Genomic DNA, 20,801 nt, shown 5'->3' with positions numbered 1-20,801 from the left:
CGCAGTCTGCTACTTGACGATGACGATGCTGGTGTTGGTCGGGCCGAAGGTTTCGACCAGTTGGTAGAAGTCGGCGGCATTGTCGGGATGCAGCCGCACGCAGCCATGCGACGCCGGCTGTCCCAGCCGCTTGATGGCGTTGGTCGCATGCACCGCGTAGCCACCGCTGAAGAATACCGAATGCGGCATCGGCGCGTTGTCGTATTTCTTCGAGTACCACATCTCGTGCATGCGGGTCGGCTTGAACGAGCCGGTCGGCGTGACATGCGCCCTGTCGCCGGTCGAGACCTTCCAGGCGAAGGTCGGCCGGCCGTCGACCAGCACTTCCATGGTCTGTTGCGACAGCGAGACACGCGCCACTATCTGGTTTGCCGCGGCATGGGCCGTGCTGTTGGCGGCGCCAAGCAGGAGCGTGGCGCCGGTAGCGGCGGCGGTGACGTTGATGAGTTTGGCGGAAATGGCTTTGTACATGATGGCTCCCCTTTGCCGGCCCCGGCCGGCGTCAATTCGATGACCGCCTTATCCCTGCGTCATGTTTCAGGCTGACTTCGCTTGATGCTCGTTTGTGTTTCGAATCTGTTTCCCCTGGTTAACAAGCAAGGTCGATCAAGGGAGGAGCCGAGGGGTGCTTCCAGGCCTGCCCGGCTCACTCTCCATCATGACCCCGGCCTCCAAACGAAAGTGCGAATATCCTTATATGAAAAGAGGTTAGCCACCCTCGAAACCGACTTGCAACAGAGCGCGGCCCGGGCGGCATGATCTGGTTACAGGCCAACGGCACAGTCATCCCCAACGAGAACAGCTGGCGCGAAACGAAAATGAGCATCAGATCGACCACCCTGTCCTGGCTCTTCAGGATAAGCATAGCCGCACTTGTCATCGGCGGCATCGGCACAGTAGCCGGCACCCCGATGACGAAACTGGCGGTCATGAATTCGGGTGAGGTTTCGACGCTGCATGCCGCGCTGTTCATAGCCTTGGTCTGGATTGTCTCCAGTCTGCGCATCAACCGTCTCAAGGCCTTCTGGCGGGTCGGCCTTGGTTTGAAGTGGATGCGCGGCCCCTCCGGCAACTTGCTGCCGAGAGGACCGAAGGCCCGCGCCGCAGCGGGGGGCTCCGTGGGCGGCGCGGGCACTTCGGGTTTATCCTGAAGCACCCGCGATTCTGATTTTGAGGGATTACCGATGAAGACGAAATCTGCTGCCTCGGTGCTTTCGGCACTGCTCTTCGCACAAGGCCTGTTGGGCTTTGCCGGTCTCGCCACGGTTCTCCTGAAGGGCCGCGCGCATGCTTCCAGCGAAATGGTAGTCGCCAGCGATTTGCCGCCGGGACCATCGCTTCTGGTGGTGCGCTAACGTCTATGCATGCCGCCCAAAATTGCGCAGCGGTTTTGGGCGAGCCGCGAAACAATACAGCCTCACTGCTCTCAGTCGGCGCGCTGCGTCGGCGGGTCGAACCGGTAGCCGGCGCCGCGTATGGTGATGATGGTTTCGGTGTCGAGCTTGCGGCGCAGCCGCACGATGCGCGAATCGATCGAGCGGTCGAAGGCATCGGCATTTTCGGCCGGCGCCGCCGCAATGATGTCGTCACGCGTCAGCACCTTGCGCGGGCTGGCCAGAAACAGCCTGAGCAGCGCCACCTGGCCCGGCGACAACTGCTCTTCCGCACCCGAGCGATGCATGACGATGGCCGAGCGCAAATCGACGGTGGCATTTTCCAGCACGATCAGTTCCTGGGCAGACCTGCCGCGCCGCGTCAGCAGGCCGCCAATGCGCGCCGCAAGCTCCCGGACATTGAGCGGACTTTCGATGACGTCGGCGGCGCCAAGCTCGAGCGCCAGCACCTTGTCGACCAGATCGGCCGGCCGGCAGATCAGGATGAAATCCGGCCCGGCCTTTCCGTCCACGCTCTGGCCGCCGCCATAACGCCTGAGCAGGTCCCGCCCCTCCGCCTGGCTGACGCTGTCGCCGACTATGACCACATCTATGCCTCCGGCCGAGAGCAGGGATTCAGCTTCCCAGGGCTGCCGCGCCTCGCGCACGTCATGGCCACGCCGGTCGAGATGGTCGGCGAGATCGCCGGCCACCACATCGGCGACGGACACCAGCGCGATGACGGATCGTGCAGCCATATTTTCTTCCCCTGCCCCCGCAACCGGATATGAGTGCTGGACATCATGTTTATACCCAATCTACTTTCTGCTGAAAGCGGGAGCGAGGCCATAGTGCGGGCACGAATTGTCATCGTCGAGGACGAGCCCGATCTCAGGGACGCGGTCGCCGAGTATCTCGGCGCCAATGGTTACGATGTGATCCAGGCCGGAAGTGCCGCCGAGGCGCGCACCTTGCTGGAGACCGAATCATTCAACCTGGCCATCCTCGACATCGCCATGCCCGGTGAGGACGGCCTGTCGCTCGGCCGCTGGCTGCGCTCGAAAATGCCGATCGGCATCATCTATGCCACGGCAGCCGGCACCGCGCTCGACCGCATTGTCGGGCTGGAGCTTGGCGCCGACGACTATATTGTCAAGCCCTATGAGTTGCGTGAGGTGCTGGCCAGGGTCCGCTCCGTGCTGCGCCGGGTTCCGCAACCGAGCCCGCCGCAGGCCGCGAAGGCGCAAGCCGATGGCGGCCGCCGGCTGAGCTTCGGTCAATTCCAGGCCGACCTCGACGGCAGGCTTGTCACCGGCGCCAATGGCGCCGTCATCGACATGGCCAAGAGCGAGTTCGACGTGCTGGAGGTTTTCCTGACCCGCGCCAACCGGCTGTTGACGCGGGCGGCGATTTCCGAGGCCATCGGCTTCGTCGAGGATCCTGAATCGTCGCGCGCGGTCGACATCCGTATCATGCGGCTGCGCAAGAAGATCGAGGCCGACCCGGCCAATCCGAAATTTTTGCGCACGGTGCGCGGCGAAGGCTATATCTTCTCGCTGCCGACCGGCGATGGGCACTGAGCACCACCACCCACGGCCCTAAATAGATGGCTGACATGACCGCTGACCCAGCACGCATGGACCTGAAGGGCGTTCGCCAGGGCGCCGCGATGGCGGCCGTGCGTGTCGTGCGCCGGCTGCGCGAAGCCGGCGACTGGCAGCGCGAGATGGACACCATCCTGGAGACGCTGTGCGTCGCCATGCACTGCCAGCGCGGCATTCTGTTCAGGCTGCGCGAATTGCCCGGCCAGGGTTTTGCCCAGTCGGTCGCCGCCTACTGGATCGACCCCCGCTTCGGCGGCGAGCTGGCCTCACCGACGGTGATCATGCAATCCATCGTCGATAACGACCCGCTGCTGGAGCGGGTTGGGGAGGACGAACGGCAAGGCAAGATCTTCGCCGGCCACACGCGCAACCTCGACGGTTTCCTCAGGACCGATTTCGAAAAGCAGCACATCAAGTCGTTCCTGTCGGTGTCGGTGTTCGCCCACGGCCATCTGTGGGGGACGCTTGCGGTCAATGACTGCGTCAATGAGCGTGAGTGGACCGATCAGGAAGAGGCGGCGCTGCACATCATCGCGCTTGCCATCGGCGACGCCATCGAGCGGTCGCCGTCGGATGCCCATGCCAGCGAAGTCATTCGCCGCACCATGCTGCAGGCCTCGCTCGACGCCATCATCGTCATCGACGAGACTGGCTCGATCATCGAGTTCAATCCGGCCGCCGAAAAGATGTTCGGCTTCCAGCGCAGCGACATCCTCGGCAAGGACCTGCTCGATACGGTGGTGCCGGAGTACTATCGCAAGGGCTATGTCTCGGGGGCCGAGTACATGTCCGGGCGCGGCGCGCCGATGGTCGGCCAGCGGCTGGAGACCGTGACCCAGAATGCCGCCGGCGAGGTGTTTCCCATCGAGCTGACCGCGACCGAGATGCGGGTTGCCGACCGCCACCTTATCTTCGGCTCGATCCGCGACCTGCGCGACAAGCTGCGCGCCGAGGAAGAGATCAACCGCCAGCGCGAGAAACTGCACCAGAACGAAAAGATGGCGGCGATGGGTTCGCTGCTGGCCGGCGTTTCGCACGAGCTCAACAACCCGCTCGCCGTGGTCGTCGCGCAGTCGACGCTGCTGCATGAATTCGCCACCGACCCGCAGACCAAAGTACGCGCCGAAAAAGTGCGCGCCGCCGCCGAGCGCTGCGGCCGCATCGTCAAGAGCTTCCTGTCGATGGTGCGCCTGCATCCGGCGGCCCAGGCCGAGACCGATCTAAACCAGGTCATCCGCGCCGCGCTCGAGGTGACCGCCTATGGCGCTCGCTCAAGCGGCATCATCATCGACACCGATTTCGCGCCCGGCCCGCTGCTGGCGATGGCCGATGCCGACCACGTGACGCAGGTGGCCGCCAATTTTCTGATCAACTCCCAGCACGCTCTGGCCGGCATTGGCGGTGATCGCCTGATCAAGGTGCGGACGTTCCGTAGCGATCGCGGCAATCCCGGCTTTTCGGTCGAGGACAATGGACCGGGCGTGCCGGAGGCGATCCGCGGCCGCATCTTCGAATCCTATTTCACCACCAAGCCGGTTGGTGTCGGCACCGGCATCGGCTTGTCGATCTCAAAGTCGATCATCGAGCGGCACAATGGCAATGTCTGGTTCGAGGAGGTGCTGCCGCGCGGTGCGCGCTTCGTCGTCCAGCTGCCGGCGATCACCAGCGGCGCGGCCGCGGTCGGCGACAGCCCGGCCCGCTCCAGCGGCTTGCGCCACGCGCTGATCATCGACGACGAACCCGACGTCGCCGGTTCGCTCTCCGACATTCTGGAATTGATGGGCATCAAGTCGCGAATCGTGCCGGCCTGGACGTCCGCGGCTGCAACGCTGACCGGCCACATGCCACCCGACATCGTCTTTTCCGACCTGCGCATGCCCGGCATCAGCGGCATAGCCATCTACCGCGAATTGTTGGCCGAGCAATTGGCGCTCGCCAAACGCTTCGTGCTGGTCACCGGCGACCTGATCGGCGCCAAGGCCGAGATCGAAGCCTTGCCGGCGCAGCAGCGGCCGCAGATCCTTGAAAAGCCGTTCTCGACGCTCGACGTCCGCGGCGTGCTCTCGGCCATCGCCGACCAGGTCGCCGCCGGCTAACTTTTTCTTCGCAGCCACCGCCCCGGGATCAGTCGAGATTCAGGTCAGGCCGCGTCGAGAATGATGGAGGCCGAGAACCGGAGCGGAGCGTACTTCAGTACGTGAGCACCGGAAGCGCAGGGCTCCATCGTTCGCAGGCCGGCCTCACCTGAATATCGGTTGATCCCAAAAAAGAGGCTCCCAACCGGCAGGGCGGCGGGAGCCAGGAAGGAGCGCGGGAGGAAGCGCTCGGGAGGTTCTAGAAAACGTTGGGTGTCGTGGTCAGCGGCGCGGCGTTGGCGATCATGCGGACGGCGCGCGCCCTGTGCACGCCGGACTGGGCGGCGATGACGCGCAGGCAGTCCGCGCTCTCGGCGCCCCAAGCCTGGCCCTGGCAGGCAAAATCGATTTCCGGCTCAGGCAGTCGAGCGGTTTTGATGGTGGTCGGCGCACCCTCGACGACATTGGCCGGCGGGTTGAGCGAAGCAAAGGCCGGACCGGAAGCCGGCGTCAGGAACAGGACGGCAAGGGCGCAGGCGCCCAGCATCGAGAACATCACGACCGGATGGTCGCTGGCGCGCTGGCGCAACGCCAGTTTGGCGCGCCGTTCGTTGCTGGCTGTCTCAGCTTTCGTATACATTGTTGCTCCCCTTCATATTCTTATGAAACGAACTTAAACGCACCCGGTAACGGGCGAATGATGTGCCTGGCTTGCCCGCGTAACAGGTTTGAAACAAGAAATTCGGGCATGTCCGGGCAGATCCGGTCATGTGCCGACGGCAGGATTCGTTTGCGGAGCTGTTTCATGCGCGCAATCAAAACGTTGACGACAGGCGGGCCGTGAACGCAGCAAAGCCTGATGCTGGCCAGTCGAACTATGAACAAGCTCACACTGCGGGTTGAATTTGCGGGCGGCAGCTATTTTTCATCCCCGGCCAAGGCTGGTTTGCACGACCAGCGGGGCCAAATCCACATGCTGAACTGCCGTTTCAGGACTCCGGTTAAAGCCCGGATTTTCCGGGATTTTCTTCGATCGAAGCAGCTTCGAGCCGACTCGCTTACGTCATCAAGAATCCTGCTGATTTCCACAAGCCATTGCATTTCAATGCAAAATATGATTTTGTTGAATGAGTATTCAACAAAAGAAGAGCTTTTTATGAACCCGCACCTCCGTGACGTGGCGATCCCCAATGATTGGGACCGGCGGGGCCTGCCGGGCTGGGCTTATCACTCCAACGCGCTTCTCGAAGTCGAGAAGGAATACGTCTTCCGCAACCATTGGCAGATCGCCGGCCATGTCTCCGACGTGCCGAACGCCGGCGACTATCTGACCATGGACGTGGTCGGCGAGCGGGCGCTGATCGTGCGCGGCAAGGACGGCGTCGTGCGCGCCTTCAACAACATGTGCCGGCATCGCGGCAGCCGTGTCGTCGCCGACAGCCAGGGCACCTGCAAGAACGCGCTGGTCTGCCCGTTCCACGGCTGGGTCTACAATCTCGACGGCACGCTGCGCGGTGCAGCACGGCCGCGCTCCTTCCCGGAACTCGACAGGACCGAGTTCGGCCTGATGCCGCTCGACCGCGAAATCTGGATGGGCTTCATCTTCATCCGCTTCCGCAAGGGCGGCCCGCAACCTTCTGTGGCGGAGTTGCTGAAGCCGATCGAAGCAGAGATGGCCCACTACAACGTGGCCGAGATGGTGCCGTCCTGGGGCATCTGGACACAGAAGACGCCGGTTAACTGGAAGTCGGTGCGCGACGTCGACAATGAAGGCTATCACGTCGCCATGGCGCATCCGGCGCTGCAGGATCTCTATGGCGCGACCTATTTCGACGAGCCGTTCATCAACGGCGTGTCGCGCTCCTTCGCCACCTACAATCCGCATGCCGGACGGCGCTGGAGCGTGCGCGAATACATCAAGCTCACGCCTGATGCTTCGCATCTGCCGGAGCATCTGCGCAGGGCCTGGATCTATTACGGCATCTTCCCCAACAACGCGCTGTCGATCATGCCGGAATCGGTGCAGTTCTATCAGGAGTTCCCGCTGTCGACCGGCGAGACGCTGTTGCGCGGCGCCATCTACCGCTACCCCGACGAAACCAGGGAACAAGCGGCGGCGCGCTACCTCGCCTACCGCATCGACCGCGACACCATGAACGAGGATGTGCAGCTTTCCGTGTGGTCGAACGAGTCGATGATCTCGGACGCATTCGAGGGCTTTTACCTGTCCGACCTCGAATATGGCGTGCGCACCCACCACGACCATCTGCGCAAGCAGATCCCGGTTCTGGGCCTGGAGACGGCGCCGGAGGAGAAGGACATGTGGGGACTGAACGACGCACTGCGCTCGCGGGGGTAAGGCTTTTCCTTCTCCCCGTTCTACGGGGAGAAGGTGTCCGAAGGGCGGATGAGGGGCAGCGCCAACGCCTCATGATTGACTTGGCCATCAAACCTCAGAAGCTATCGCCTGACGCAAATTTCACAAGCCGGCGCTGCCCCTCATCCGGCTGCCGCCACCTTCTCCCCGTGAAACGGGGAGAAGGACGAAGCATCACCCTCGCCACACCCCTTCTTTCCTGAGATCATCCATGGTCCGCGAAATGCCTTCGCGCAGGATGGCCACCATGTCGTCGATCTGCTCGCGCGTAATGATCAGCGGTGGCGACATCACGCACATATTGATCAGCGGCCGCACCAGCAGCCCTAGCTCGTGGCAATGCGCGTCGATGCGTTTGCCGACATCCTTGTCGAGTTGCAGCGGATCCTTGCTTTCGCGGTCCGCAACGCATTCGACGCAGCCCATCAGGCCCATGCCGCGGACTTCGCCGACCAGCGGCAGTTCCTCGAGCGTCTTCAGCTGCGCCTGGAAGTAGGGCGCGACCTCGCGCGTATGGGCAAGCACGCTGTCTTCGAGGATGTCGAGGTTCTTCAGCGCCACCGCGCAGCCGATCGGATGGCTGGTATAGGTCAGGCCATGGCCGAACAGCGCGTCGGGATGGTTGGAGCGGCGCATTTCCTGAAGCAGCCGCTCCGAGATGATGACGCCACCGAGTGGAAAATAGCCTGAGGTGACGCCCTTGGCGAAGGTGATCATGTCGGGGTCGATGCCAAACACGTCGCCAGAGGCAAAGACATGGCCGAGCCGGCCGAAGCCGGTCACCACCTCGTCGGAGACATAGAGAATGTCGTTCTCGCGGCAGATCTCGCGGATGCGCTGGAGATAGCCATCCGGCGGCACGACAACGCCGCCCGAAGCCTGCACCGGTTCGCCGACGAAGACGCCGATCTTTTCAGCCCCGACACGCGTGACCGTGTCGCGGAACTGGTCAACGAGGAAATCGCAGAAGGCCGCAATATCCACGCCCTTCGGACGTCGGAACGGATCGGGCGAAGACAGCTTCACGACGAGATCGTCGGCGCCGTCCATCCAGTCGCGGTCGCGCGGCCGGCCGTTGAGCGAGGCCGACAGATAGGTCGAGCCGTGATAGGCGCCGCCGCGGCTGAGGATCAGCTTCTTTTCCGGGCGTCCGCGCACATTGTTGTAGAACTGCATGAAACGCAGCGCCGTCTCGACAGCCGACGAACCGCCGGTGGTGAAGAACGTATGGCTGAGATCGCCCGGTGCATGATCGGCAATGCGCTTGGCGAGTTCGGCCGAGGGCGCGTTCATCGTGTACCAGGGCGTGTTGTAGGACAACATCATCGCCTGGTCGTACATCACCTTGGCCAGATCCTCGCGGCGGTGGCCGACATTGATGCACCACATGCCGGCCGGCCCGTCGATCAGCCGCTTGCCGGTGACATCGGTGATGTAGATGCCATCGCCCTCGCCGATCAGCGCGCGCGCCTCGGCGCCGACCGAGCCGGCATAAGGCCAGGGCTGGACAAGATGGCGCTTGGCGAGCTCGACCGTATCGTCGTCGCTAGCCATCTCCATCGCTCTTAGATCTCTTGCAGCCGCCATCGTTGCCTCGCAGGTCTGGAGCGTAATTTTCGCTGGACACGAAACGAAGCGCCATGCGTTGAAAAGCGGGCTTTCTTCACTTAATTTTGAATGTCCGTTCAATCAATATTACAGAAATAGCGCTTGATTTCAATCCACGGATGCGCTCATGATGAAAGAAAGCCGGCAAGCTTGGAGCGCGACCAGAAAATCGCGCTCCGCAAAAATTGGGAACAGGCAGCCGGCCGGTCAATGGGAGCATCATGGCGGGGCAGTTCGAGCCAGCAACCGAGATCACGCCCGGGGCGCTGCAATGACGGCAGCTGCCGAAGGGGTGCCCGCGCGGCGCATGACTCGAGCAAGGCGGAACGCCCTTCTGCAGTCGGAACCCATCCAGGGCTTTGCCCTGATCAGCCCGACTTTCCTCTATGCCCTCATCCTTCTGGTGCTGCCGATCCTGGTGGTCTTCGCCCACTCTTTCTGGACGCAGGACTACCTCACCATCGATCACACATTCACGCTCGAGAATTATCGCGTCGCGCTGACCGAGCCGATCTATCGCGATCTTCTGTGGCGCTCGCTCTACATCTCGCTGACGGTGAGTTTTTTCACCGTCATCCTCGCCTATCCGATCGCCTACTTCATCTCGTTCCACGGCGGCCGCCACAAGAGCCTGTGGCTGTTCCTGATCACCATCCCGTTCTGGACCAGCTATCTCCTGCGCGTCATGTCGTGGAAGGTGATCCTCGGTTACAACGGCGTGCTCAATTCCGGACTGATGGGGCTCGGCATCATCGACGAGCCGTCGACAGCGCTGCTCTACAATTCCAGCGCCGTCATCATCACATTGACCCATGCCTGGGCGGCGTTCGCCATCCTGCCGATCTTTGTCTCCCTGGAAAAGGTCGACCGCACCCTGGTCGAGGCGGCGACGGATCTCGGTGATGGTCCACTGCGCTCCTTCCTGCGCGTGACGCTGCCGCTGTCGGCGCCGGGCGTCATCTCGGCGGCGTTGATCGTCATGATTCCGACGGTCGGCGACTACGTCACGCCGAAGCTTGTCGGCGGCAAGGACGGTGTCATGATTGCCAACGCCATCCAGGCGCAGTTCGGCAAGGCATCGAACTGGCCGCTGGGTGCGGCTCTCTCCGTCACCACCATGCTGGTTGTCTCGCTGATGGCGGGCGCCACGGTGCTGATCATCCGCGCATTGCAGAGGCTGGCGCGATGACGGCGATGCGGCGCTTCCTTGCCGGCGGCTGGCTGACCGCCTACGCCTTCCTCTACATCGTCTTTCTCTATCTGCCCGTGATCTTCCTGCCGATCTTCTCGATCAACACCGCGCCGACGCCGAAGTTTCCCCTCACCGGCTATACGCTGAAATGGTACGAGGACCTGCCCAAGACGCCGGCGCTGCTTGACGCCGCCTGGAACAGCCTGATCGTCGGTGTCTCGGCATCCGTGCTGGCGACGCTGCTCGGCATCCTCGCCGCCCGCTCGATCACCCGCTACCGCTATCCCGGCCGCCGCACCATCAACGGCCTGATCATGGCGCCGCTGGTGCTGCCGGAAATCATCCTCGCCATCTCCATGCTGCTGGTCATGCTGCAGCTTGGCCTCAGCCTGTCGCTGTTCACCGTCGTGCTCGGCCATGTCCTGATCTGCATCCCCTATTCGATGACGGTGCTAACCGCCGGCTTCGAGGGCTTCGACCGAAGCCTGGAAGAAGCCTCCGCCGATCTCGGCGAAAGCGCCTTCGGTACCTTCCGGCGGGTGACGCTGCCGATGGTAGCGCCGGCGATCATTTCCAGCCTTCTCGTCTGCTTCACCATCTCGCTCGACGAGTTCGTCATCGCCTTCTTCCTCACCGGAACCGAGACGACACTGCCGATCTACATCTGGGGACAGCTGCGCTTTGCCGCCAAGCTGCCGGGCGTGCTGGCGCTGGGTACGCTGCTTCTGGTCGCCTCTTTCGTATTGATGACCGTTGCCGAAGTCCTGCGCCGCCGTGCGGCCCAGCGCACCCAGAACGAGGGAGGCCTCTATGCCTGAGCCAACGCAGGCCGAACGGCCCCAGTCCGAGCGAGCCCAGTCTGATCGATCCATGATCGAAATCCGCGACGTCACCCGCAGCTACGGCGCCTTCAAGGCGCTCGACGACGCGACGCTGACCATCAGGGAAGGCGAGTTCTTCTCGCTGCTCGGTCCCTCCGGCTGCGGCAAGACCACGCTCTTGCGCATGATTGCCGGTTTCGACAACCCGACAAGCGGTTCGATCTCGGTCGGCGGCCAGTCGATGGAAGGCATCCCGGCCAACCGCCGGCCGACCAACATGGTGTTCCAGAGCTATGCCATCTTCCCGCATCTCAATGTCGAGCAGAATGTCGCCTATGGGCTGAAGCGGCTGAAGCTGGGCGCGGTGGAAGAAAAGCGCCGCGTCGAAGAGGCGCTGGCGCAAGTGTCGCTGACCGGGCTGGGCAAACGCCTCGCAACCGAGCTGTCCGGCGGCCAGCGCCAGCGCGTGGCGCTCGCCCGCGCTTTGGTGATGCGGCCCAAGGTGCTGCTGCTCGATGAGCCGCTGTCGGCACTCGACAAGAAGCTGCGCGAGCAGATGCAGGTCGAGCTGCGCCGCCTGCAGCAGGCGGTGGGCATCACCTTCGTGCTGGTCACCCACGACCAGTATGAGGCGTTGGCTATGTCCGACCGCATCGCTGTGATGTTCGGCGGCAAGATCGCCCAGGTCGCCTCGCCCAAGGAGATCTACCAGCGGCCGGTCAACCGTCAGGTTGCCGACTTCCTCGGCGGCATGAATTTCGTCAAGGCCGAGATCGTCGAGGAGAATGCCGCCTCGCTGGTCGTCGACACTCTGGGGTTCGGCCGCGTCCGAACCGACAAGCCGAAGGCCTTTGTGCGCAATGGCGGCGGCGCCACGTTGGGCATCAGGCCGGAGCGCCTGCGGGTTCTGTGGGACAAAGCGACGGCGAAATTCGAGGTCGCCGGCAAGGTGGTCGAACGCCATTATTTCGGCGAGATCACCCACCTGATCGTCGAGATACCCGGGTTGGAAAAGCCGCTATCAGTCACCGAGACCAACGACTTCGGCGCCGACGATATCCCCGTCGGTACCTCGATCCGCCTTGCCTATGATCCTGAGGCGCTGGTGGCTATGGCGGACTGAGCATGCCCCCGAAAGGTGGGAACCGGTTCTCGGAAAAGGTCATGCTCCGCTGAGATTCTGAAGCGCGGTCAAAATTTCTTTGCCGGCCACGCGCCCCATCACGATCGCACCTTCGACATAGCCTGGGAAGGACGGCGACAGCTCCGATGATGCGAAATGGACGGGAGCCGCGCCGGCACGGATCGTGCGCTCGGCATCCCGTGCCGTCACATCGACAATCAGGTCGCTATAGGCGCCCCCGCTCCAGTGGTCTTGTATCCAGTCTCGCTGGCTGAAATCGAGAATGTCCGCCGCGTCCGGACCAAGAGCCGCCACCAGCTGCGCCGCTACTTCCGCGCGCAGCGCAGCATCGTCGAGTGGGCGCCAGTGCAGTGCCAGCGGTCCGCCGACGAAGACGACCAGCGCCGCATGTTGCGCATCCTTGCTGGCGTCGCAGGCGAACAGACCCGGCAGGTCGCGCCACATCACCATGCCGCACAGATCGCGCTTGCGCCAGAACGGCCTGGCATAGCGCACCAGGATCTTGATCACCGCGCCGCTTTCCCAGACGCCAAGCGCCTTGCCGAGAGATGGCGGCAAGGCGGGCGCGAAATCGAGCTTCGCGGCGGTTGCCGGCGGCAGCGCGACCAGCACTTTTCGCGCTTCGATGGCGCCTTTGGTCGAGACGACACGAACTCCGTGTGGACCGTGCTCGATGCGCATGACCGCGTCGTCCAACCGCATCCGGTCGCCGAGGTCGCCGGCGAGGTCCTCTGCCAGCGATTGCATGGTCTCGCGCAAAAAATACTGCAGCTCGAAGACTTCGTTGGTGATGCGACGGTCATTGTCGATCAGGTACCACAGTGGCACCTTGTCCGCTGCCAGGCACCACAGTCCTTCGACCAGCGAGCGAAAAGCAGCCTTGGCGTCAGCCGCATCATGCTGTTGTTCCAGCCAGGTCGAGACGGTCAGCCCGGCGATCGAGGGATCGTCCGGCTCGATCCTGTTCATGCGCTCACGGATCGCCATTGAGGCGTGGTAGGTGCGCTCGGCCCGCGCCGGGGTCATCGACGGATGGGTGATGAAATCGCCATTCACATAGGTCTCGACAAAGGCCTTGCCGCGGGCCGCGGCCAGCGCCGTCACCTCCGGCATGTCTTCGCAGAAAAACTGGCCGCCGCTGTCGATCCGTTCGCCAAGCCCGTTACGAACCGCTTCCACCCTGCCGCCGACACGGTCGCGCGCTTCAAGCAGCACGACATCGATGCCGGCTCGCCTCAGTTCAAGCGCAGCCGACAGTCCGGTGAAACCGGCGCCGACGATGACGACGTCGGTTCTCTCCAATGCGGTGATCAATAGCCGGCCTTGATCTTCTCGAATTCGGTGACCATGCGCTGCTTGAGGTCGGGCGGGACCGGCTGCTGGAACAGCGTCTTGTCGAGGAACTTGTCGAGATTGTCGAAGCCGCGGTCGGTCAGCACCTGGTGGTCGATCGCCGCCATGCCGGCGCTGTTGCCGTGGCCATAGCCGAAGGTCTTGACCAGATAGTCGGATACGGCATGCGCGTTGACCGCACTCAGGAAATCATACGCCTGGTCAAGCTTGCCCGGCGCGTCCTTCATCAGCACATAACCGCACACCCAGGTCGAAATGCCTTCCTTGGTGTCGCGGTTCATGGCGATGGGCATGCCTTGCCCCTTGAGCGTCACGAAGGTCTCGTTCCAGCCCCAGACGAGATCGACCTCATTGCCGGTAAAGGCCTGGTTGAGATCGGTGTCGTCGGTCCAGTAGAAGCGGACATTCTTGTGGACGTCGCGCAGGAAGGCAGAGGCCTCCTGGAATTGCGCGTCGGTCATCTTGGTCCAGTCCTTGAGGCCGATGACCAGGCTTGCCAGCGCATAGGCATCGTCGACATTGTCGCCGATGGTGACGCGGCCCTTGAATTTCGGATCGGCGAAGACCCTCAGCGACTGCGCCTCTTCAGCCGTCACCTTGTCGGTGCGGTAGAGCAACGAGGTGTTGCCCCAGTCGAACGGCATGAACCACGCCTTGCCGTCGGCGGTGACGGCAAGATCCTTCATCGCCATGATGCCGGGATTGAGGTCCTTCCAGCCGGCGATCCTGGATGTGTCGAGCGGCTGCAGAATACCAGCCTCGCGCCATTTGGCGACGCTTTGCGAGCAGGGGTGGGCGATGTCGGCCTTGAAGCCGGCCCGCATCTTCTCGAAGGCTTCGTCCTCGTCGCCGAAGAAAGCGAAGGTCGGCTCGGCGCCGTATTTGGCGGCGTAGTCGGGATGCAGCAGCGGATCCTCATAGCCCGACCAGTCGAACACCACGAGGTCGCCACCGCCCTCGGCATAGGCCAGCACGGCGCCGGCGCCCACAGTCAGGGCAGCGGCAAGGGCAAGGCGGCGAAGCATGGAATTCATTGATGCGAAACTCCTCATCGCTAAAAGCGCCGGGCGACGTTACGGAATTTCAGCGACCTTGGCGAGACCGTCTGCCCGGCGCAATGACGGGCAGACGGATGAAGCCCAACGGGCTTTAGTAGCCAGCCTTGATCTTCTCGAATTCGGCGATCATCTTGAGCTTGAGCGCCGACGGCACCGGCGATTGGAACAGCGTCTTGTCGACGAATTTCTGTACGTCGTCATAGCCCTTCTCCTTAAGGATCGCCGGGTCGACGCCGGCCATGCCTTTGGCGTTGGCCTGGCCGTAGCCCCAGTCCTTGACCAGCACCTTGGCGGTCTCGGGATCGTTGATTGCGTTGAGATAGTCGTAGGCCTTGTCGACATTGTCGGGTGCGTCCTTGAACAGGACATAGCCGCAGACCCAGGTCGAAATGCCTTCGTCAGTGTCCTTCTTGGCCTTGATCGGTACGCCGGCAGCGACCGACTGTACCGTCGCATCGTTCCATGCCCAGGCGAGATCGACCTCGCCGCCGCTCAGCAACTGCACGACGTCGGTGGTGTCGGTCCAGTAGGAGCGCACATTCTTGTGCACCTGCCGGAGGAAATCGGACGCCTGCTTGAACTGGTCGTCCGTCATCTTGGTCCAGTCTTTCACCCCGATGGCAAGGCTGGCAAGCGCATAGGCGTCGTCGACATTGTCGCCGATCGAGACCCGGCCCTTGAACTTGGGATCGGCGAAGGCCTTGAGCGACTGCACATCCTTCTCGTCGATCTTGGAGGTGTTGAAGGTGACCTGCGTGTTACCCCAGTCCCAGGGCATGAACCAGGCCTTGCCATCCGACGTGGTCGCCAGATCCTTCATCGCCATGATGCCGGGATTGAGATCCTTCCAGCCGGTGATCTTCGAGGTGTCGAGCGGCTGCAGCAGGCCAGCCTCACGCCATTTGGTCACGCTCTGCGAACAGGGATGGCCAAGGTCAGCCTTGAAGCCGGAGCGCACCTTCTCGAAGGCTTCGTCCTCGTCGCCGAAGAAGGCGAAGGTCGGCGAGTCGCCGTTCTTCTCGACATATTTCGGGTGGAAGCTCGGGTCTTCATAGCCGGACCAGTCGAACACGATGAGGTCCTTGTCGGCGGCAACTGCAAGCGCTGCGGCGGAAGCCGCCAGAGTTGCGGTCAGCGCCAGTGTCAGTGTCAGGCGTCGGGTTGTGCTTTTCATTCTGTTCCATCCTCTGTTCTGGTTATTTGAGCCCGGCTTGGATCCGCCGGTTGTTGTCAACGTCAGGTGCCTTGCGGGTAATGCATCGGAAAAGCGGCCGACAAGAATTCGTTAGCCGCCTGCAACGCGCTCTCACGGGTGACGTCCTCCGTTCCCATCATCAGCCGCAGCCACAGCCCTTCCAGCATGGCGCTCAGCGCCAGCGCCATGACCTGCGGCTCGTAGCCATAGCCGCCGCTTTGTTTCAGCGTGGCGCAGAGGTCGATGAAGATCTTCTGGTAGGCCGCGTCGCGCGCGCCGCACAGCGCCTGATAGGTCGGCCGCGACTTGGCCTCGCCCCAGAACGCGCACCAGGCGGCGAGCTTGCGCTTGTTGCAGATCGAACGGTCGAAATCGGCGGCGACCAGCGCCCGCAACTGCCGTGCCGGATCGTCGCCGGCCTTGGTCAGCGCGGCGCGCCAATGCGCGGCATATTCGTCGGCCATGTAGGCAAGCGTGGCGACGAGCAGCTTCTCCTTGCTCTCGAAATGGAAGTTGACGATGCCGCGCGACAGGCCGGCGCCATCGGCGACATCGGCCATCGTCGTCTCCGAATAGCCGCGCTTGGCGAGCGAATCGATCGTCGCTTCGATCAGCTGCTGCTGCCTGACCTCCTTCGAGGCCTTGCGACCGCGTTTTTCCGGTTCGTTTTTTCCGGAAGTGTCGGAGGATCGCTCTTCGCGCGCTGCAGCTTTCATCGGTGCCGTCATGCTCCACATTGCCGGCTATCCCACCATAGCCGGCTTCCACCCGCGAAGATGAGTGGGACGGTGCTCGCCACTGTCAAGCACCTTCTGCATGGCTTCCCAGGTTCGTATGTTCTTGTCGACATAGGCCGCCCCGACCGCGGCCGCCGCCGTCTGGTAGAGCGGTCCTTTCAGCTTTTCCAGCTCGCCGCGCGCGACCTCGCGATACCAGGGATTGCGGTCCTTGACGGCGACATCGGCAAAGCCGGCGCGGCGCATCGCCTGCGCATAGCGCGCCGGCGACGCCATGGCGAAGGACAGGCCCTCGGCCGCGACATAGGCCTTCATATCAGGTGACGGCTCGCCGTCATGGCCGATCAGCCAGTCGGAAGCAGCAAAGACGCCGCCCGGTTTCAGCACGCGAAAGATCTCGGCAAACAGCGCGTCCTTGTCGGGCACGTGCAGCAGCGCATCCTTGGAGAAGACGACATCGAACGAACTGTCGGCAAAGGGCAGCGGCCCCGGTGGTGCCTGGATGAAACTGACGCGATCGGAAAGCCCACGCACGGCGGCGCGCTTTATCGCCGCCTCGATCACTGGGCATTCAATGTCGAAGCCGGTGGCATGGGCGGCGCCATGGCGCTCGACCAGATGCAGCGCGATGCCGCCCGAGCCGCAGCCTATGTCGAGGACGGTCATACCGCTCAGCGACAGCCCCTCGACCACCCGGTCAACCTCATCAGGCCCGCCCGGCGACAGATAACCCTCGCCCCACAGCGCCTCGAGGAAGCGGATGGCGGTGTCGTCATATTCTGGCTCGGCCTCTGCCGCTTCGATCATCGAACCTCGGTCCCGTCAGCCGAATTCAACACGTTCGATTGCCGGCAAAACGTAGCGCATACCGGAGAAAACGCAAGACTATTTGTTGAACATTCATTCAATATGACTGGACAAAATGCCGACCGCCATGCCAAATTCCGCGCAATCGGGAACGAGATCACGCAAAAATGAACGCGGATCCCCAAGGGAAAACGGACGCGAATGAAAGCTTGGGACGCGATCATCATCGGCGGCGGACACAACGGCCTGGTCAACGCCTGCTACCTGCAGCGCGCCGGCCTCGACGTGCTGGTGGTGGAGAAGAACGACTGGGTCGGCGGCGCCGCCACCAGCCGCGAATTGACGCCGGGCTTCCTCTACTCCAACTGCTCCTATGTCTGTTCGCTGTTTCGCCCCGAGATCATGCGCGACCTCGAACTGCCGCGCTTCGGCCTGCAGGTCATCTCCTATGAGGGCGGCGCGGTGTTCACCCGCGACGGCGACTACCTCGCCAACTACCGCGACCACGACGCGCACCGGCGCGAATTCGCCCGCTTCTCCAAGCGCGACGCCGAAGCCTATGACCGCTATTCGCGCGACGTGACGCGGCAATGCCGCTTCATCCAGCCGCTGCTGATGCGCACCGCGCCCGACCCGACCAGCTTTCGGCCACGCGACCTCGGCGAGCTTCTCTATCTCGGCAAGAAATTCGCCGGCCTGTCCGCCGAGGAAATTGCGCTGACATTGCGCTTCTGGACCATGTCGATCTCGGAATTCCTCGACGAATATTTCGAGACCGACGTCATCAAGGCGAACTTCGCTCTGTCCGGCATCATCGGCACCGCGCTCGGGCCGATGTCGCCCGGCACCGCCTATGTGCTGCTGCACCACTATATGGGCGAGGTCGACGGCTCCGTTGGCGCCTGGGGCTATGCGCGCGGCGGCATGGGCGCCGTCACCAGGGCGCTCGCCGCTTCCTTCAAGGCTAGCGGTGGCACCATCCGTACCGGCGCCGAGGTCGACCATGTTCTGGTTGGCCGCGGCAAGGCGAAAGGTGTGGTTCTGGCGGGCGGCGAGGAGATTTACGGCAAGCTCGTCGTCTCCAACGCCGACGTGAAGCGCACCTTCCTGAAGCTGGTCGAGGAGAAGGAACTGCCCGACATTTTCCTGCGCCGGGTGAAGAATTTCAAAATTCGCGGCTCATCCGGAAAGGTCAACATCGCGCTGGATTCGCTGCCGGAATTCCCGGCGCTGCCGAAGGATTCGCCGGTCTATCGCGGCGACATGCATTTCACCGATTCGATGGAGCGCATGGAACGCGCCTATGACGACTGGAAGGGCGGGCGCTGGTCGGCCGACCCGTTCCTCGACATGGTCATCCCGACGACGCTCGACCCGACTATGGCGCCGCCGGGCAAGCATTTCATGAGCTGCTTCGTGCAATACGCGCCGCCCAAGGTGAACGGCCACGACTGGACTGACGCCGATAGAGACGGTTTCGCCGAAAGCGTGATTGCGCAAATCGCGGAATACTCGCCAGGCTTCCGCGACCGCATCGTCCACATGGAGGTGCGCACGCCGCGCGAGATCGAGGCCGAAGTCGGCCTTACCGAAGGCAATATTTTCCAGGGCGAACTGACCTTCGACCAGCTGCTGTTCAACCGCCCGGTGCCCGGCTACGCGCAATACCGCTCGCCGGTTGGCGGCCTCTATATGTGCGGCTCCTCGACCCATCCCGGCGGCGGCGTCATGGGCGCTCCCGGCCGCAATGCGGCAGCCGAGATCCTGCGCGACCTCGCCAAGTCAACCTCGCATATGAGCCCCGCCCATGACGTCATTTGATGCGATCGTCATCGGCGGCGGCCATAACGGCCTTGTCGCTGCCGCCACGCTGGCCAAGGCAGGCCGCAAGGTTCTGGTGCTGGAAGCCGCCGGCGATGTCGGCGGCGCCGCGCGCACCGAGGAATTCGCACCGGGCTTTCGCGTCTCTGCAATCGCCCATCTCTTGAACCGCCTGCACCCCGATGTGGTGAAGACGCTGGAACTGGAAAAACACGGGCTGCAATTTTCCCGCGCCGATTTCGCGCCCTCGGTGGCGCTGTCCAGGGACGGCCCGGCACTGGTCCTGCATGGCGCCTATGGCGAGGTGCTGACCGGCTCCACTCCGTCCGAGCAGTCCGCCTGGAAGGAATTGCGCGCGCAACTCATGCGCTATGCCGGCATACTGAAACCGTTCCTGTCGCGACGCCCACCCGATCTCGCCGGCATGTCGATCAAGGAGACGGCAGCGCTTGGCCAGGCAGCCCTGTCGCTGAAGAAACTCGGCAAGGAAGACATGCGCGACTTCCTGCGCGTGCTGCTGATGAATGTCGCCGACCTGCTCGACGAACAACTCGCCGATGACAGGCTGAAGGGGCTGCTGGCCTTCGACGCCACGCTCGGCAGCCATCTCGGCCCGCGCTCGCCGACCTCGCTGCTCGGCCTCTACTACCGGCTGGCCGGCGAGACTGGCGGTGCGGCTGGCGCGCAGATGCTGCCGAAAGGCGGCATGGGCGCGGTCGTCAGCGCTATTCGGGCAGCTGCGGAACAAGCCGGCGTCACCATCCGCGCGGCCGCACCGGCGGCGAAGATCATCGTCGAGAAAGGCCGCGCCGTCGGCGTCGCCCTGGACAGCGGTGAGGTGCTGAGCGCCAGGACCATCGTCTCCGCCATCAATCCGGCCACCACCATGCTCGACCTCGTCGGGCCGCGCGAGATCGACACCGGCTTTGTGCGCAAAGTGAAGAACATCCGCATGAAGGGCGACGCGGCGAAGCTCCATCTGGCGCTTGACCGGCCGCCGCGATTTTCCGGCGTCGACGCCGCCGGCCACAAGGGCCGCCTGGTCATCGCGCCCTCGCCCGACCACGTCGAGCGCGCCTTCAACCCGTCGAAATATGGCGAGTTTTCGCCCGAGCCGGTGTTGGAAATCACGCTGCCCAGCCTTGCCGACCCATCGCTCGCCCCTGCCGGCGCCTGCGTGCTGTCGGCGGTGGTGCAATACGCACCCTATGCGCTGAAGGAAGGCTGGGATGCCGGCAAACCAAAATTCCTCAAGGCGATCATGGCACAGCTCGAAACCTACGCGCCGGGCATCGGCAAGAGCGTCGTCCATACCGAATTGCTGACGCCGGCGGACATCGAGACCCGCTACCGCATGCCGGGCGGCCACTGGCATCACGGCGAATTGCAGGCAGACCAGATGCTGATGTCGCGCCCGGTGTCCGGCTGGTCCGGTTACGACACGCCGGTCGACGGGCTGTTCCTGGCCGGAGCCGGCTCGCATCCTGGCGGCGGTGTCTCAGGCGCGCCGGGCTTGAACGCGGCGCGACGCATCATCGCGATGAAGGGGTAAGCATGATTTTGCAATTCGCCAGCGCCGCACTCTACGGCGCCCCCCTCTGTCCTGCCGGACATCTCCCCCACTTGGGGGGAGATC

The 20,801-nt window shown here is 63.3% G+C and carries 19 protein-coding genes; 10 read left to right on the top strand and 9 right to left on the bottom strand.

Annotation, left to right across the window (positions count from 1 at the left end; all coding sequences use genetic code 11):
* Positions 1 to 9 precede the first annotated feature (9 nt).
* On the bottom strand, positions 10 to 471 hold the full coding sequence (locus tag ACWGTO_RS01855; RefSeq protein WP_454573165.1) for a L,D-transpeptidase: 462 nt from the start codon (positions 469 to 471) through the stop codon (positions 10 to 12).
* A gap of 347 nt (positions 472 to 818) precedes the next feature.
* On the opposite strand from ACWGTO_RS01855, the gene ACWGTO_RS01850 reads away from it, so the two are divergent.
* The gene (locus ACWGTO_RS01850) at positions 819 to 1,151 is read left to right on the top strand and encodes a hypothetical protein (RefSeq protein ID WP_352766273.1); all 333 of its coding nucleotides are present in this window, start codon (positions 819 to 821) and stop codon (positions 1,149 to 1,151) included.
* Between the two features lie 33 nt (positions 1,152 to 1,184).
* Positions 1,185 to 1,355 carry a hypothetical protein gene (locus ACWGTO_RS01845; protein WP_454573164.1) on the top strand — a complete coding sequence of 57 codons (171 nt, stop codon included), beginning with the start codon at positions 1,185 to 1,187 and terminating at the stop codon, positions 1,353 to 1,355.
* A 71-nt stretch (positions 1,356 to 1,426) separates the two neighbouring features.
* On the opposite strand, the gene ACWGTO_RS01840 is transcribed toward ACWGTO_RS01845, so the two are convergent.
* Entirely contained in the window at positions 1,427 to 2,131 is a 705-nt protein-coding gene (locus tag ACWGTO_RS01840) for a winged helix-turn-helix domain-containing protein (RefSeq protein WP_454573163.1), read from the bottom strand.
* A gap of 45 nt (positions 2,132 to 2,176) precedes the next feature.
* Between ACWGTO_RS01840 and ACWGTO_RS01835 the strand changes: the two genes are divergently transcribed.
* Positions 2,177 to 2,953 carry a response regulator gene (locus tag ACWGTO_RS01835; RefSeq protein WP_454573162.1) on the top strand — a complete coding sequence of 259 codons (777 nt, stop codon included), beginning with the start codon at positions 2,177 to 2,179 and terminating at the stop codon, positions 2,951 to 2,953.
* Between the two features lie 35 nt (positions 2,954 to 2,988).
* Positions 2,989 to 5,073, top strand: coding sequence for a PAS domain S-box protein (locus ACWGTO_RS01830; RefSeq protein ID WP_454573161.1), 2,085 nt, complete (start codon positions 2,989 to 2,991; stop codon positions 5,071 to 5,073).
* Positions 5,074 to 5,311: 238 nt separating this feature from the next.
* Here ACWGTO_RS01830 and ACWGTO_RS01825 read toward each other — a convergent pair whose 3' ends face one another.
* Positions 5,312 to 5,692 (bottom strand): hypothetical protein, encoded by a 381-nt coding sequence (locus ACWGTO_RS01825; RefSeq protein WP_454573160.1) that lies wholly within the window; start codon positions 5,690 to 5,692, stop codon positions 5,312 to 5,314.
* 516 nt (positions 5,693 to 6,208) lie between these two features.
* Here ACWGTO_RS01825 and ACWGTO_RS01820 point away from each other — a divergent pair.
* Complete coding sequence (locus tag ACWGTO_RS01820; protein ID WP_454573159.1) at positions 6,209 to 7,411, top strand: aromatic ring-hydroxylating oxygenase subunit alpha; 1,203 nt, start codon at positions 6,209 to 6,211, stop codon at positions 7,409 to 7,411.
* Positions 7,412 to 7,603: 192 nt separating this feature from the next.
* Here the strand turns inward: ACWGTO_RS01820 and ACWGTO_RS01815 are convergent, their stop codons facing one another.
* Positions 7,604 to 9,016 carry an aminotransferase gene (locus ACWGTO_RS01815; protein WP_454573158.1) on the bottom strand — a complete coding sequence of 471 codons (1,413 nt, stop codon included), beginning with the start codon at positions 9,014 to 9,016 and terminating at the stop codon, positions 7,604 to 7,606.
* Between the two features lie 292 nt (positions 9,017 to 9,308).
* Here ACWGTO_RS01815 and ACWGTO_RS01810 point away from each other — a divergent pair, with 292 nt between their 5' ends.
* The 3 genes from ACWGTO_RS01810 to ACWGTO_RS01800 are packed head-to-tail and all read left to right on the top strand — an operon-like array spanning position 9,309 to position 12,173.
* Positions 9,309 to 10,226, top strand: coding sequence for an ABC transporter permease (locus tag ACWGTO_RS01810; protein ID WP_454573157.1), 918 nt, complete (start codon positions 9,309 to 9,311; stop codon positions 10,224 to 10,226).
* Complete coding sequence (locus ACWGTO_RS01805) at positions 10,223 to 11,047, top strand: ABC transporter permease (RefSeq protein WP_454573156.1); 825 nt, start codon at positions 10,223 to 10,225, stop codon at positions 11,045 to 11,047. Before ACWGTO_RS01810 ends, ACWGTO_RS01805 begins: the two co-directional genes overlap by 4 nt.
* Before the next feature lie 52 nt (positions 11,048 to 11,099).
* Positions 11,100 to 12,173 (top strand): ABC transporter ATP-binding protein, encoded by a 1,074-nt coding sequence (locus ACWGTO_RS01800; protein WP_454573155.1) that lies wholly within the window; start codon positions 11,100 to 11,102, stop codon positions 12,171 to 12,173.
* A gap of 39 nt (positions 12,174 to 12,212) precedes the next feature.
* Here ACWGTO_RS01800 and ACWGTO_RS01795 read toward each other — a convergent pair whose 3' ends face one another.
* The 5 genes from ACWGTO_RS01795 to ACWGTO_RS01775 form a co-directional block, all read right to left on the bottom strand.
* Entirely contained in the window at positions 12,213 to 13,508 is a 1,296-nt protein-coding gene (locus tag ACWGTO_RS01795; protein ID WP_454573154.1) for a flavin monoamine oxidase family protein, read from the bottom strand.
* Positions 13,505 to 14,581, bottom strand: a complete 1,077-nt coding sequence (locus ACWGTO_RS01790) for an extracellular solute-binding protein (protein ID WP_454573153.1) — start codon at positions 14,579 to 14,581, stop codon at positions 13,505 to 13,507. The genes ACWGTO_RS01795 and ACWGTO_RS01790 overlap by 4 nt, the downstream gene beginning before the upstream one ends.
* Positions 14,582 to 14,696: 115 nt before the next feature.
* Positions 14,697 to 15,779, bottom strand: a complete 1,083-nt coding sequence (locus ACWGTO_RS01785) for an ABC transporter substrate-binding protein (RefSeq protein ID WP_454573152.1) — start codon at positions 15,777 to 15,779, stop codon at positions 14,697 to 14,699.
* 62 nt (positions 15,780 to 15,841) lie between these two features.
* Positions 15,842 to 16,516 (bottom strand): transcriptional regulator BetI, encoded by a 675-nt coding sequence (gene betI / locus ACWGTO_RS01780; protein WP_454573151.1) that lies wholly within the window; start codon positions 16,514 to 16,516, stop codon positions 15,842 to 15,844.
* Positions 16,517 to 16,543: 27 nt separating this feature from the next.
* Positions 16,544 to 17,344 carry a methyltransferase domain-containing protein gene (locus tag ACWGTO_RS01775; protein WP_454573150.1) on the bottom strand — a complete coding sequence of 267 codons (801 nt, stop codon included), beginning with the start codon at positions 17,342 to 17,344 and terminating at the stop codon, positions 16,544 to 16,546.
* Positions 17,345 to 17,545: 201 nt separating this feature from the next.
* Here ACWGTO_RS01775 and ACWGTO_RS01770 point away from each other — a divergent pair, with 201 nt between their 5' ends.
* Both ACWGTO_RS01770 and ACWGTO_RS01765 read left to right on the top strand, forming a co-directional pair.
* Positions 17,546 to 19,165 carry a phytoene desaturase family protein gene (locus ACWGTO_RS01770; protein WP_454573149.1) on the top strand — a complete coding sequence of 540 codons (1,620 nt, stop codon included), beginning with the start codon at positions 17,546 to 17,548 and terminating at the stop codon, positions 19,163 to 19,165.
* Complete coding sequence (locus ACWGTO_RS01765) at positions 19,152 to 20,717, top strand: phytoene desaturase family protein (RefSeq protein ID WP_454573148.1); 1,566 nt, start codon at positions 19,152 to 19,154, stop codon at positions 20,715 to 20,717. The genes ACWGTO_RS01770 and ACWGTO_RS01765 overlap by 14 nt, the downstream gene beginning before the upstream one ends.
* The last annotated feature ends 84 nt before the right edge of the window (positions 20,718 to 20,801 follow it).

It is taken from the genome of Mesorhizobium sp. PL10 (assembly GCF_053714315.1).
The sequence above is the reverse complement of the archived record's forward strand: the minus strand, read 5'-3'. Positions and strand labels throughout refer to the sequence as shown.